This window comes from Kribbella sp. NPDC104740, from assembly GCF_055583505.1.
Window position 1 is genome coordinate 830,180 of sequence record NZ_JBVJNV010000004.1, and the last position, 13,545, is coordinate 843,724.

Sequence of the window (13,545 nt, forward strand, 5' to 3'; positions counted from 1 at the left end):
GCATGAGTGACAATGTCTACGACATGCCGGAGGAGCCGCGTCGGTCGCGGCGAACTCCGGGGCAACGCCCCAAGGCCTTGCTGCCCACCATCGCGACGCTGATCGTCCTGCTCATTCTTTTCAGCGTCTTCACCGACGTCTGGACGCAGCGCCTCTGGTACCGCTCGGTCGACCTCGGCTCGGTCTTCGGGACGGTGCTCGGCACGCGCGTGCTGCTGTTCGTGGTGGTCGGTCTGCTGATGGCGGTGGCCGTCGTGGCCAACGTGGTGGTCGCGTACCGGACCAGGCCGCGGGTGGCGCTCGCGCCATCACCCAGCCCGGGCTTCGAGCGGTACGGCGAGCTGCTGCAGTCGCGCGGCAAGATCGCGGTCGGCGTGCTCGGCACGCTGATGCTGGTCTTCGGCGGCTCCGCGGCGTCGGGGGAGTGGAAGGTCTTCCTGGCCTGGCGCAACCGGACGCCGTTCGGCGTCACCGACAAGCACTTCAACAAGGACATCGCGTTCTTCGTCTTCGACTACCCGTGGCTGCGCGTCCTGCTCGGCTTCGGGTACTCGATCGTCCTGCTGTCGCTGGTCGCCGCGATCATCACCCACTACCTGTACGGCGGTTTCCGCCCGTCCGCCAAGGGCCAGAAGGCCTCCGGCGCGGCGCAGGTCCAGTTCTCGGTGCTGCTCGGTCTGCTCGTCCTGCTCAAGGCGTTCAGCTACTGGCTCGACCGGTACGGGCTGACCACCTCGGACAGCCGCCTGTTCACCGGTATCTCCTACACCGGTGACAACGCGGTCCTGCCCAGCAAGGAGATCCTGGCGGTCATAGCGCTGCTGTGCGCCGGGTTGTTCTTCGCCAACGTCGTACGGCGTACCTGGCTGCTCCCGGGGGTCGGCACCGTCGTGCTGATCCTCTCGGCCGTGCTGCTCGGTGCGCTCTGGCCGGCGGCGCTGCAGCAGCTCCGGGTCCGCCCGAGCGAGCCGGTCCGCGAGGCGGCGTACATCACGAAGAACATCGAGGCCACCCGGCAGGCGTACGGGCTGGAAGGCACCAAGGTCGACAACTACGCGGCCAAGACCGACGCCAGCGATTCCGAGCTCAAGGCCGACGCCGACGTGCTCCCCGGCATCCGGCTGATCGACCCGAGCGTGGTCGGCCCGACCTTCGAGCAGCTGCAGCAGGTCCGTGGCTTCTACTCGTTCCCGACCGACCTCGACGTCGACCGGTACAAGATCGGCAACGAGGTCCGCGACACGGTGATCGCGGTCCGCGAGGTCCAGGTCGACCGGCTCCCGGCCGGCCAGCGGAACTGGAACAACGACCACACCGTCTACACCCACGGCTACGGCGTCGTCGCCGCGAACGGCAACCAGCGCGCCGCCGACGGTACGCCGGTGTTCTCCTCCAAGGACCTGCCGCCGACCGGTGACTTCGGCGAGTACGAGCCGCGGATCTACTTCGGCGAGCAGTCGCCGGACTACTCCGTGGTCGGCGCGCCCAAGGGCGCCCCGTCGGTCGAGCTCGACACCCCCGAGGGCAAGAGCGGCGGCGACCCGACGCTGAACACCTACGAGGGCAAGGGCGGCGTCCAGATCGGGTCGTTCTTCAACCGGTTGCTCTACGCCACCAAGTTCCGGGACGCGAACCTGCTGCTGTCCAGCCGGGTCAACTCCGAGTCGAAGATCCTCTACGACCGCAACCCGCGCGAGCGGGTCGAGAAGGCCGCGCCGTGGCTGACCCCGGACGGCGACCCGTACCCGGCCGTCGTGGACGGCCAGGTGGTCTGGATCGTCGACGGCTACACCACCTCGGCGAACTACCCGTACTCGCAGAAGGTCGCGCTCGACGACAGCACCCGGGACACCACCACCGGCCGGGGCGCGATCGCGTCGCAGCCGAGCGAGGAGATCAACTACATCCGGAACTCGGTCAAGGCCGTCGTGAACGCCTACGACGGTTCGGTCGAGCTGTACGCCTGGGACGAGAAGGACCCGGTGCTGAAGACCTGGATGAAGGCCTTCCCGGACACGGTCAAGCCGCGCTCGGAGATCTCGCCGGCGCTGATGTCGCACCTGCGCTACCCCGAGGACATCTTCAAGGTGCAGCGCGACCTGCTGGCCAAGTACCACGTCACCGACGCCGGCACCTGGTACCAGAACAGCGACCTGTGGCGCGTCCCGGCCGACCCGACCGGTACCGGTACGGCGGACTCCCCGGTGCAGAACCAGCCGCCGTTCTACCTGTCGCTGCGGATGCCCGGTCAGGACTCGCCGAAGTTCTCGCTCACCTCGGTCTACGTGCCGAACGCCGAACGGGAGAACCTGACCGCGTTCATGGCCGTCGACGCGGAGGCGTCGTCACCGGACTACGGGCAGTTCAGGATCCTGCGACTACCGGGCAACCTGCAGATCCCCGGTCCTGGCCAGGTCTACAACAAGTTCCAGACCGACGACGGGATCAGAACGGCGCTGCTGCCGATCAACCAGCCGAGCAGCGGCGCGAGAGCCCAGTTCGGAAACCTGCTGACGCTGCCGCTGGGTGGCGGTCTGCTCTACGTGCAGCCGGTCTACTCGGTGCGGACGTCCGGCCCCGGTAGTTATCCGGTACTGCGGTACGTGCTGGTCTCCTTCGGTGACCGGGTCGCGTTCGGTTCGACGCTGTCGGAGGCGCTGACCAAGGTGTTCAACACCTCGGTGGAAACGCCCGACGACCCGACACCGCAGGACCCGAACCCGCCGCAGCAGCCACCGGCGAACCAGACCATCAAGCAGGCGCTGGCCGACGCGGACAAGTCGTTCGCCGACGCCGAGGCGGCGTTGCGACGCGGTGATCTGAGCGGGTACCAGACCAACGTCAAGAAGGCCCAGGCGGCGGTGGCGCGAGCGATCGCGGCCGGCGCGCAACTGCCGAGCTCGACGCCCACACCGACACCGACGCCGAACCCGACACCGACGAGTCCACCGACGTCACCAACCGGCTGAGCCCGTGAACGGCGGCTTCCCTTCGGGGAGGCCGCCGTTTCACTTTGTCCACAGCCGCTTTTTCGTCCGCCGCGCCTGGGTACTTCGACGGCATCTTCCTTGCATGATCCCTCTCGTACTGATCGCCCTGTTCGCCGGACTCTTCCCCCACCCGGAGGTGTGCACCTTGGACGGCTTCACCATCACCCACGTCCCAGCCAACGTCGGAGCGTCGTCCGACTTCGAGTACGAGTGGGAGGACGTCACCTTCCACAGCCGAGTCTGGGAAACCACCACCGGCGACGCGACCACAGTCGACCTCACCCTCAAAACCCTCCGCGGCGACCGCATCGCCGACCTCGAGTCCCTCCGCACCTTCCTCACCGAGTACCACGAAAAAGACCCAGCAACCTGGGACCTCACCCCCCAAGAGCTCGGCTCCTACGGCGGCTACGTCACCGACGGCCAGGCCTTCTGGTTCGTAGAACCAGGCCTGGCCGCCGAGATCACCATCAACCGCTCACGCTTTCCCCAGGAAGAGCTACTGACCACCGCGGCAGGCTTCCACCCCGAACCAACCTGAGCTAAGCCAGCCCGGCCGACTGAGCGGGCGAGTTCGCCCGGCCCGCCGAGTGCGCTGCGCTCGCCGAGTGCGCGGAGCCGGCCGAGTCCGCCGAATCGTCGGAGTGACCGAGCCGGCTAGCCCGGGCGAGACCGCCGAGGCGGTCCGCCTGGCCTTCGTCACCGACATCGGTGACACCGTCGACGCCGAGCGCCTGGTTGCGCTGGCCAAGCCCGCGCAGCCCGCTCGGCTCTGAGTACTCCGCCTTCCTTCCCTTCCCTGGGTTCTCCCGACCGCAGGGTGGGAGAACCCAGGGTGCACTTCAGAGGATCGAGTTGGCGCTGACTGTGAAGCCTGCGGTCACCGGGGCTCCCGCGTTGGTGAAGCAGTTGACGTCGCGGACGAACAGGTCGGGGCCCGACGTGCTGTTCGTCCAGCCGGTGTTGAGGCCGCAGAAGTTCGGGTTTGCGCCGTACGCCGTCACCTGGACGGTGTTCTGGGGGAACGCGATCCGGGGGAACGTCACCAGGAACAAGCCTGGTCCGGCGCCCATCACGGTGTTCGCGCCGAGGCCCAGCACCGAGTTGAGGTTGGTGGTGGCCGGGCCGACGCCGGGCTGGAACAGGAAGTAGCCGTAGTACTTCGGCGGTACGGCCGCGCCGTACAGGGACACCTTGTGCTGGTAGGTCAGCGTGAAGCGGGTGTTCAGCGGTGCTCCACCGGCGTTGAAGCAGAGCACCTTGACGTCCTGTCCGCCCGCGTTCGACGACCAGCTGCCGACCTTGCACCGGGCCCCGGTGGCGGCGTTGACCGCCGTCGCCTGCAGGCTGCCGTCCAGCGGTCCACCGGTCACCAGCCCGGGGAACCGCACCAACCACTGCCCGACCCCGCCCGGCGTCGACGAGTTCGGCGCACCGACCGAGTTGTACTGACTCACCAACGCACCGGAGGCCGCCGAATCGACGTACCCGTACGGGCCTGGCGCCGGCCCACCCGAAGCGCGCACGAAGAACGCGCTGAAGCTGCTCGGGTCGAGCGCACCACCGACCCGGTAGCAGCGGATGTTGACGATCTCGTCAGCGCCGGACTGGAACCAGTTCTCCGCCTGGCACCAGTGCGGCGCGTTGTTCACGGCCGTCACGTGCACGACCCCGTTCGGCGCACCCTGGCCGGGGAACTTCACCTGGTACCGACCGACCCCAACTACCGTCACGGTCGTCGGCGCCGGCCAGGTCCCGTACCCCGTGACCGTTCCACTGGTCTGGTTCCACAGCACCCACGCCTTCCGGTCCGGGACGGCGGCCTCGGCAGGCCTGACCACCACCAAGAACGTTGCCAGCATCAACAAACAGCCCACGATCCGCGCAGGCAAGGACAGTCTGAGCATCGCGATCCCCCCTCTGAGAACCGATTACCCAGCCGATGCAAGCATGCGCGGTGAGCGACCGCAATAGCTCGCTGTAGTTCCGCAACTACGCAGAGCGTTTGTTTGAACTAGTACCCGATCAGCCGGTGCAGCCGCTGGAAGGTCGGAACGAAACCCAGCCGCGGCCAGGTCCGCGAGGAGAGGAGGTTGGTCACCCGCCAGTCCGTCACCACCGAGTCGTAGCCGCTGTCCGCGCACCACTTCAGCACCGCCTCACCCAGTGCGCGACCGGCGCCGTGCCCGCGCTCCTCCGGGAACACCGCCGCGAACCCGAGAAACCCGGCGTTGTCCGGCCGCGCCAGCCCTTGGTGTGCGCTCGACTTCTCCAATGAGCACCCGATCGCCGACCCGATCACCCGACCGTTGACCTCGGCAACAAACGTCGCGTACTCCGGATCGTCGACCGACTCCTCCCAGTCCGCGACTGCCTCCTCCAGCGAAGGAATCTCACCCGCCGAGAACACCGGCGACGCTCCCTGGTGTCGCGGCAGCACCAGATCCAGCTCAGCCAGCACCTGTATGTCGCGCCGCTCCGCCCGCCGCACAGCCGCGGCTTGCTTCGCGGCCTGCGGGACCGGCTGGGTTGTGGCCTGGCCAGCGGGCTGCGCGGCGGTGTGCGTTGTGGGCTGGCCTGCGGCCTGTGTCTCGGCCTGGCCTGCAGCCTTGCCCGCGGCCTGTGTTGTTGCCTTCTCGTCGAACGGTGCGCGAATCGCGTGCGCATGCTGAGCCCCGAAACCCAACCGGAAGAAGGCATCCACCAACCCGGCGTCGTCCGGCACCAGCACGTACTGCGCCGTCCGTCCTTCCTCGACCCATCGTGCGGCCGCGACGGCGTACAGATCCCGCACGACCTCCGCGTCGGTGGCAGCCACGCCGGCCGATTCCACCCAGACGTTCGGCCCCCACACCGCTCCCTTAGGTGCCCCCAGCAAGTAACCGACGACCTCGCCATCGCTGACGGCAACAGCGCCCGAGGCCCCTTCCAGCTCCCACGCCTCCGTCACCGCCCCCAGCGCGACCCGTGCATCCTCGAAGTCCCCGCGCAACAGCGGATGCCTGCTCCGATGCCGCCGATGCCGCTCCGCCAGCACCCGCGCAGCCCCGCTCAGATCCCCGGCCCCGAACTCCCGAACCCCCACAGCACTCATGTCCGGCACCGTACTCCCGACCCTGCCCACCCCACACCCGTTTTCCCGCCGACGCCGATTTGGTTCTACCGCCACCCATCCCCTAAACTGAAGACACAACGGCGCGGGGTGGAGCAGCTCGGTAGCTCGCTGGGCTCATAACCCAGAGGTCGCAGGTTCAAATCCTGCCCCCGCTACTCTGAGAAATCCTCTGACTGGACATGTCCAGTCAGAGGATTTTTTTTTATTCTCCTTCGAATGCCACTCGGATATAGGGGCCTGGAGCAACTAAAGGCGCCGCACGGTCGACGCCGCCACCGCAGCTTCCCGGATTCAGTGCTGTCCAATCAGTGGGCCACACCACATGACCAATCAACTTAGGTAAGGCTAAGCTCATCCCCGCAGACTGAAGCGTGGGAGGCGGACGTGGGCGATCCTCAGGTGATCGTGGTGGGCGGAGGGAACGCCGGCTACTGCGCGGCTCACGCGGCAGCCGAGCGGGGGCGGCGGGTGCTGCTGCTGGAGAAGGCGCCGAAGAGTGGCGCCGGCGGGAACAGCTACTACACCCTCGGTTCGACCCGCATGGTGCACGACGGGCTCGGTGATCTGCTCGAGGTTCTCGAGCCTGATCAGCGGCACGCGCGGACCGAAGTCCCGCCGTACACGGAGGCCGAGTTCCTGGCCGACCTGGAGCGAGTCACCGAGGGGCGCGGTGACAAGGAGCTTGCCGAGGTCGTCGTCGAAGGGTCGCGAGACGCTGTCCGCTGGCTGCACGGGTTGGGGCTGCGGTTCGAGTTGATGTACGAGCGGCAGGCGCACGAGCAACCCGATGGGACCTTCGAGTTCTGGGGTGGGTCGCACGTGCGCAACGTCGGCGGCGGGCCCGGGTTGATGGCGGTTCACGAGGAAGTCGCGGCGCGGCTCGGGGTCGAGGTGCGCTACGGCTGCGCGGTCACCGGGCTGATCGTCGACGGCGGTGCGGTCGTCGGCGTTCGGGTCGGCGACGAGGAGCTTCGAGCGGAATCCGTGGTGATCGCCAGTGGTGGTTTCGAGGCGAACGCCGAGTGGCGTCAGCGCTATCTGGGTGACGGCTGGCAGCACGCGAAGGTGCGCGGTACGCCGTACAACACCGGGGATCTGATCCAAGCGGCGCTGGAGATCGGTGCCGATCGGGGTGGTGACTGGGCGACCTGTCATAGCGTTCCGTGGGATGCGTCGTTTCCCGAGAACGAGAGCAATCGTGCGCTGACCAACAGGCTGAGCCGGTACGGCTATCCGCTCGGGATCGTGGTCAATCGCCGGGGTGAACGGTTCCTCGACGAGGGCGCCGACTTCCGCAACTACACGTATGCGAAGTACGGCAAGGTGATCCTAGAGCAACCGGGGTCGGTCGCGTTCCAGGTGTTCGACGCGAACGCGCGCGCGAGGCTGGCGGCGTACGAGTACGAGATGCCGGGGATCGTCCCGGTGGTCGCCGACAGTGTCGAAGGGCTCGCCGCGGCGCTGGAGATCGACGTCGACGGGTTCGTGCGGACGGTGAAGGAGTTCAACTCCTCGATCGACACCACGCGTCCGCTCGACCCGGCGGTCAAGGACGGCCGCCTCGCGGCGGTGCAGCCGGTGAAGAGCAACTGGGCGGCGGCGATCGACAAGGCGCCGTACTACGCGTACCCGGTGACGTGCGGGATCAGCTTCACCTTCGGGGGTCTGCGCGGTGACGTCGACGGGCGGGTGCTCGATCGGGCGGGGGAGCCGATTCGCGGGCTCTTCGCGTGCGGCGAAACGCTCGGTGGGCTGTTCAGCGGGAACTACCCGACGGGCGCCGGCCTGATCGCCGGATCGGTGATCGGGCGACGCGCGGGCACACTCGCCTGAGCCGCGAAACTAAAGTTAGCCTTACCTAAGTTCCTGGTGCTAAGGTCTCCCCTCGATGAGGGACGGCCGGTCGTTGCGCCGTTCATGTCTCGTGCCAAGAGGGGCCGATTACCGGATGACGATGGATGAGTTGGTCGAGGGCGGGGACCACCGTTCGGGTGCGGTTGACGTTCTCGGGATCGGTTTCGGGCCGTCGAACCTGAGCCTGGCGATCGCGATCGAGGAGCTCAACGACCAGCGCCGGGACGGCCGGCCGCTGACCGCGCGGTTCGTCGACGCCCGGCCGCGGTTCGGGTGGCACGACGGGATGATGCTGCCGGGCTCGACGATGCAGATCAGCTTCCTCAAGGACCTGGTCTCGCTGCGGACGCCGACGAGCCCGTTCACGTTCCTGAACTACCTGCAGGAGCAGGGCCGGCTGACCGACTTCATCAACCTCAAGACGTTCTTCCCGACCCGGCGTGAGTTCCACGGGTACCTGAGCTGGGCCGCGAACCGGATCGGCATCCCGGTCTCGTATGGGACGAGGGCGACGAGCATTGACTGGAACGGCGAGACCTTCGAGGTCTCGCTCGAGTCGGTCGCCAACGGCGCTGCGGTGACGAAGATCGCGGCCCGTCATGTCGTCCTCGGCTCCGGCATCAGTCCGGTCCTGCCGGCGGGGATCGTGCCCGGCCCCCGCGTGTTCCACAACCACCAACTCCTGAACCGCCTCGCCGAGCTACCTTCACGCCCGCACGGCCGCTTTCTGGTCGTCGGCTCCGGGCAGAGCGCCGCAGAGGTCGCCGCCTACCTGCACGACTCGTACCCGGACGCGGAGGTGCACGCCTCCTTCCGTCGCTTCGGCTACTCCCCGTCCGACGACACCCCGTACGCCAACCGCATCTTCGATCCGGAAGCCGTCGACGAGTTCTTCACCGCACCGCCCGAGCTCAAGCGGCGGCTGCTCGACTACCACGGTCAGACCAACTACTCCGCCGTCGACGCCGACCTGATCAAGGATCTCTACCGACGCGAGTACGACGAGAGCACTCGCGGCGTACGCCGCCTGGTCGTGCACCGCGTCACCGAGGTCGAGCAGCTGACCGAGGGCCCCGACGGCGTCACCGCGACGATCCGTGACCTGGGGGACCGGGGCAGCACCACGCTCGAGGTCGACGCCGCCGTCTTCGCCACCGGGTTCCGGGCCGCGGACACCCGCGGCATGCTCGGGCCGGGCATCGACGCGTCGTCGTCGTTCGAGGGCGAGCTCCCGGTCGTCGAGCGCGACTACCGGCTGCGGCTGCCGAGTGTTCCCGAGCGGATCTTCCTCAATGGCGGGGTTCAGCACAGCCACGGGTTGACGTCGTCGCTGCTGTCGAACGTCGCGGTCCGCGCCGCCGACATCCTGCGCGCGATCACCGACGAGCAGCCCGAGCACTCCACCGGCCCACAGCGACTGCCGGCCGCGGTCCACACCGACCCCCGCTAGGACCGACCCCCGCTAGGACCAACCCCGCTCGGCCGACCCCGCCAGCAGGACGAGGAGCAGAAATGGCCCAGAACCCGTTCGACGACGACAACGGTCTCTTCTACGCGCTGATCAACGCCGAGGAGCAGCACTCGCTCTGGCCGACGTTCAAGCCGGTCCCGACCGGCTGGAGCATCGCGTACGGCGAACCCGGCGGCAAGCCGCGTCAGGAGGTGCTCGACTGGATCGACGAGCACTGGACCGACATCCGCCCGAAGTCGCTGCGCGACCACATCGCCCGGTCCGAGGCGCAGACCAGCACCGTCACCTGATCCCGCACCACCCCAACCCCTGTACGACCAACTCTTGGAGGAGCCGGACATGCTTCGCGAAGTCCTGGGCGGAAAAATTCACCGCGCCACCGTCACCCAGGCCGACCTGCACTACGTGGGTTCGCTAACGCTCGATGTCGACCTCGCCCGGGCCGCCGGCCTGATCGAGGGCGAGAAGGTGCAGGTCGTCGACATCACCAACGGCGCCCGCCTGGAGACCTACATCATCAACGGCCCGGCCGGCGGCGGTGACATCTGCATCAACGGCGCGGCCGCCCATCTGGTCCACCCCGGCGACCTGGTGATCATCATGTCGTTCGTGCAGGCCGAGGAGTCCGAGCTGATCGGGTACCAGCCGAAGGTCGTGCACGTCGACGGCGCCAACCGCATCATTGCCCTGGGCAACGACCTGGCCGAGCCGGTCCCCGGCGCCGAGGATCAGCTGTCCGCGCGGCTGGGCTGAGCCCGCGCCGCGCGCCGGTGATCGCCCGCCGGCATCCATCTCCGCACCCGGTGCGGGTCTCACCCGGTGAGACTTTGCACACTGGAGCCGTGCGGTCAACTTAGGTTAGGCTATCCAAATGATTCGAGTTGCTGTGTTGGGGGCCCGCGGACGCATGGGCGTCGCGTCGGTCCGCGCCATTGAGGCCAGCTCCGATTTGACCGTGGTCGCCGAGATCGACATCGACGACGACGTGCAGGACATCGTCGACAACAACGCGGACGTCGTCCTGGTCTACTCGCCGCCGGACGTCGCCCACGAGCACGTCCAGTGGTGCATCAAGCACGGCAAGCACGTGGTGGTGGGGACGTCCGGCTTCGACGAGGCGGCGGTGGAGCGGATCCGCGCCGCGCTGGTCGACCACGACGAGGTCAACGTCTTCGTGGTCCCGAACTTCTCGGTCAGCGCGGTGCTGATGACCAAGTTCGCGACCCAGGCCGCGCCGTACTTCGAGTCCGTCGAGATCATCGAGATGCACCACCCCGGCAAGGTGGACGCCCCGTCGGGAACGGCACTGCACACCGCCGAGCTGGTCGGTCGCGCGCGCACCGAAGCAGGGTGTGCCCAGTCGCCCGACGCCACCTACCTCGACCCGTACGGCGTGCGTGGCGGCCGGATCGAGGGCGTCTCGGTCCACTCGGTCCGGGTCCGTGGGTTCATGTCGTCGCAGGAGGTGCTGCTCGGGGTCGACGGCGAGATCCTGCGGCTGCGCTACGACTCGGTGACGCGCGAGTCCCTGATGCCCGGCGTGCTCACCTCGCTCCGCGCCGTCCCGGAGCTGTCCGGGGTGACGGTCGGTCTCGACGCCGTCCTGAAGCTGGGCTGACCCGAAGCAACGACAGGCATCAGCCTGTGAACAAGGAGTGCTGATGCCGGTTCTGCCGGTCCGCCGCCTGGAGCTGACGTACGACGTGGCCGGCGAGGGCGACCTGGTCGTCCTCGTGATGGGCACCGGTGCCAAGGGCAACGTCTGGACTCTGCACCAGGTCCCGGCGCTGGTCGGCGCCGGGTACCGGGTGGCGACCTTCGACGCCCGCGGCATCAGCCCGACGCCCCGGCCGGCGGACACCCACTTTCCCCGCATCACGATGGACGACCTCGTCGACGACGTCGCGCAGCTGGTCGAGCACCTCGGAGGCCCCGCGCACGTCGTCGGCACGTCGCTGGGTGCCCGTGTCGTCCAGGAGCTGGCGCTGAGTCGCCCGCACCTCGTACGGCGTGCGGTGGCGATGGCCGCGCACGGGCGCCTCGACGAGGTGACCCGGCGTCTGAGCGCCGGCGAGCGGCAGCTGTTCGACACCTCCGTGGTGCTCCCGGCGGAGTACAAGGCCGCGGTCGACGCGATCGTGAACCTGTCTCCCGCGACCTTGCGCGACACCGCCAAGGCGCGGGACTGGCTCGACGTCCTGGCCTACTCGGCGGGCCCGATGGACGCCGGCAAACGCAGTCAGCTGGAGCTGTCCGCCGAGCTCGACAACCGGCTCACGGCGTACGCCGCGGTCACGAGGCCGCTGCTCGTCATCGGTTTCGCGGACGACCGGGTCGTCCCGACCTACCTCTGCCGTGAGGTCGCCGACGCCGTACCGGGTGCGGAGTACGCCGAGATTCCCGACGCCGGCCACTTCGGCTACCTGGAGCAGCCGAAGCAGGTCAACCAGCTGATCCTCGACTTCCTCGCAGACGAGATTGGAAACCCATGAGCATCGAACCGCTGGCCCTTGACGGGGTCGTTCCGTTCCCGCCCGAGACGGCGGCCAAGTACCTCGCCGAGGGGAACTGGCGCGATCAGACCCTTCCGGAGCTGCTGTTCGCCACCGCGGAGCGCCTTCCCGACAAGCTTGCCGTCATCGACAGCAACGCCCAGCTGGCCTACGCGGAGCTCACGGACAAGGTCCTGCGCCTCGCGGCCGGCCTGCAGGAGCTGGGGCTGAACCGCGGCGACCGGGTCGTCGTCCACCTGCCCAACATCCACGAGTACATCGTCTTCGTCTTCGCGCTCTGGGAGCTCGGCGCGGTTCCCGTCGTCGCTCCGATCGCGCACCGGCGGGCCGAGATCGAGCACTTCGTCGAGATCGCCGAGGCGCGCGCCTACATCACGGTCGCCTCGGACAGCGGTACCGATCTCGCGGCGATGGCGGCCGATCTGAAGGCCAAGTGGCCGCAGCTGGACCACACCGTCGTACTGGAACGCGGCGGCGGCGGTGCTGAGTACGAGGCGTTGCTGTCCAACAACAAGCTCGAGCACGCCCGCCGCTGCAACCCGCAGGACGTCGCGCTGCTGCAGATGTCCGGCGGTACGACGGGCGTCCCGAAGCTGATGCCGCACACCCACCAGACGTACGGCTACGCGCTGCGGCGCAGCGTGGGGGAGCGCGGCATCACCGAGCGCACCGTGCACCTGCTGGTGATCCCGATCTGCCACAGCATGTCGACGCGTTCGCCCGGGTTCCTCGGGGCGTTCAGCGTCGGCGCCACCATCGTGATCGCTCCGAACGGCAGCCCCGACACGACGTTCCCGATGATCGCGAAGCACGGGGTGACCCGGGTATCGCTGGTCCCGCCGATCCTGCTGGCCTGGCTGAACTCCTCGCTGCGCAAGTCCTACGACCTGTCCAGCCTGAAGACGATCATGTGCGGCGGCGCGAAGCTGGTCGAGCAAGTGGCGAGCCGGGTCGAGCCGGAGTTCGGCGTCCAGCTGTCGCAGAGCTTCGGGATGGGCGAGGGCCTGGTCGTCAGCAATCCCGCCGACGTCGACCGAGCGACCAGCGTGCGCTACCAGGGCCGTCCGGCTTCGGCGGCCGACGAGATCCTGGTCATCGACGACGAGGGCAACGAGGTGCCACCCGGTGCCCCCGGTCACCTGCTGACCCGCGGACCGTCGGTGATCCGCGGCTACTACCGCAACCCCGAGCAGAACGCGCTGGCCTTCACCAGCGACGGTTTCTACCGCACCGGTGACATCGTCGAGCGCGACGAGCGCGGGTTCATCCGGGTCGTCGGCCGGTCGAAGGACCAGATCAACCGCGGCGGCGAGAAGATCGCGCCGGAGGAGCTGGAGAACGCGCTGATCTCGCACGCCGGTGTCCACAACGTCTCGGTGGTCGGCATCGACGACGACGTGCTCGGCGAACGCGTCAAGGCGTACCTGATTCCCCGGACCCCGGACAGCGCGGCCGAGCTGACCTTGGGCAAGCTGCGCCAGTTCCTGCGCGACAAGGGCCTGGCCACCTTCAAGCTGCCCGATGTCGTGGAGGTCGTCGACGAGTTCCCGTACACCGCGGTCGGCAAGGTCAGCAAGCGGCTGCAGCGTGAGCTGAACTAGC

General features: G+C 68.2%; 12 protein-coding genes and 1 tRNA gene. 11 read left to right on the forward strand and 2 right to left on the reverse strand.

What is annotated here, in order from left to right; all coding sequences use genetic code 11:
* Nucleotides 1–2: 2 nt before the first annotated feature.
* The 3 genes from ACZ6Z4_RS25110 to ACZ6Z4_RS25120 all read left to right on the forward strand — a co-directional run bounded on the left by ACZ6Z4_RS25110 (nucleotide 3) and on the right by ACZ6Z4_RS25120 (nucleotide 3,766).
* On the forward strand, nucleotides 3–2,969 hold the full coding sequence (locus tag ACZ6Z4_RS25110) for a UPF0182 family membrane protein (RefSeq protein WP_465569054.1): 2,967 nt from the start codon (nucleotides 3–5) through the stop codon (nucleotides 2,967–2,969).
* 103 nt (nucleotides 2,970–3,072) lie between these two features.
* Nucleotides 3,073–3,531, forward strand: a complete 459-nt coding sequence (locus tag ACZ6Z4_RS25115) for a hypothetical protein (protein ID WP_465569056.1) — start codon at nucleotides 3,073–3,075, stop codon at nucleotides 3,529–3,531.
* Nucleotides 3,532–3,634: 103 nt separating this feature from the next.
* Nucleotides 3,635–3,766 carry a hypothetical protein gene (locus tag ACZ6Z4_RS25120; RefSeq protein ID WP_465569058.1) on the forward strand — a complete coding sequence of 44 codons (132 nt, stop codon included), beginning with the start codon at nucleotides 3,635–3,637 and terminating at the stop codon, nucleotides 3,764–3,766.
* Nucleotides 3,767–3,832: 66 nt separating this feature from the next.
* Here ACZ6Z4_RS25120 and ACZ6Z4_RS25125 read toward each other — a convergent pair whose 3' ends face one another.
* Complete coding sequence (locus tag ACZ6Z4_RS25125) at nucleotides 3,833–4,897, reverse strand: hypothetical protein (protein ID WP_465569060.1); 1,065 nt, start codon at nucleotides 4,895–4,897, stop codon at nucleotides 3,833–3,835.
* Nucleotides 4,898–5,004: 107 nt separating this feature from the next.
* Nucleotides 5,005–6,084: a GNAT family N-acetyltransferase gene (locus ACZ6Z4_RS25130; RefSeq protein WP_465569063.1), complete on the reverse strand. Its 1,080-nt coding sequence runs from the start codon at nucleotides 6,082–6,084 to the stop codon at nucleotides 5,005–5,007.
* 102 nt (nucleotides 6,085–6,186) lie between these two features.
* Between ACZ6Z4_RS25130 and ACZ6Z4_RS25135 the strand changes: the two genes are divergently transcribed.
* The 8 genes from ACZ6Z4_RS25135 (at nucleotide 6,187) to ACZ6Z4_RS25170 (ending at nucleotide 13,544) form a co-directional block, all read left to right on the forward strand.
* A tRNA-Met gene (locus ACZ6Z4_RS25135) sits at nucleotides 6,187–6,260 on the forward strand.
* A 229-nt stretch (nucleotides 6,261–6,489) separates the two neighbouring features.
* Nucleotides 6,490–7,938 carry an FAD-dependent tricarballylate dehydrogenase TcuA gene (gene tcuA, locus ACZ6Z4_RS25140; RefSeq protein ID WP_465569066.1) on the forward strand — a complete coding sequence of 483 codons (1,449 nt, stop codon included), beginning with the start codon at nucleotides 6,490–6,492 and terminating at the stop codon, nucleotides 7,936–7,938.
* Nucleotides 7,939–8,059: 121 nt separating this feature from the next.
* Nucleotides 8,060–9,409, forward strand: coding sequence for a lysine N(6)-hydroxylase/L-ornithine N(5)-oxygenase family protein (locus tag ACZ6Z4_RS25145; protein WP_465569068.1), 1,350 nt, complete (start codon nucleotides 8,060–8,062; stop codon nucleotides 9,407–9,409).
* Nucleotides 9,410–9,471: 62 nt separating this feature from the next.
* Nucleotides 9,472–9,720: an MbtH family protein gene (locus ACZ6Z4_RS25150; RefSeq protein ID WP_465569070.1), complete on the forward strand. Its 249-nt coding sequence runs from the start codon at nucleotides 9,472–9,474 to the stop codon at nucleotides 9,718–9,720.
* 49 nt (nucleotides 9,721–9,769) lie between these two features.
* Nucleotides 9,770–10,183 (forward strand): aspartate 1-decarboxylase, encoded by a 414-nt coding sequence (gene panD, locus ACZ6Z4_RS25155; RefSeq protein WP_363665074.1) that lies wholly within the window; start codon nucleotides 9,770–9,772, stop codon nucleotides 10,181–10,183.
* A 118-nt stretch (nucleotides 10,184–10,301) separates the two neighbouring features.
* Nucleotides 10,302–11,048 (forward strand): 4-hydroxy-tetrahydrodipicolinate reductase, encoded by a 747-nt coding sequence (dapB, locus tag ACZ6Z4_RS25160; RefSeq protein ID WP_363665073.1) that lies wholly within the window; start codon nucleotides 10,302–10,304, stop codon nucleotides 11,046–11,048.
* 43 nt (nucleotides 11,049–11,091) lie between these two features.
* Nucleotides 11,092–11,922: an alpha/beta fold hydrolase gene (locus ACZ6Z4_RS25165; RefSeq protein ID WP_465569074.1), complete on the forward strand. Its 831-nt coding sequence runs from the start codon at nucleotides 11,092–11,094 to the stop codon at nucleotides 11,920–11,922.
* Nucleotides 11,919–13,544 carry a (2,3-dihydroxybenzoyl)adenylate synthase gene (locus ACZ6Z4_RS25170; protein WP_465569076.1) on the forward strand — a complete coding sequence of 542 codons (1,626 nt, stop codon included), beginning with the start codon at nucleotides 11,919–11,921 and terminating at the stop codon, nucleotides 13,542–13,544. The genes ACZ6Z4_RS25165 and ACZ6Z4_RS25170 overlap by 4 nt, the downstream gene beginning before the upstream one ends.
* Nucleotide 13,545 lies beyond the last annotated feature (1 nt).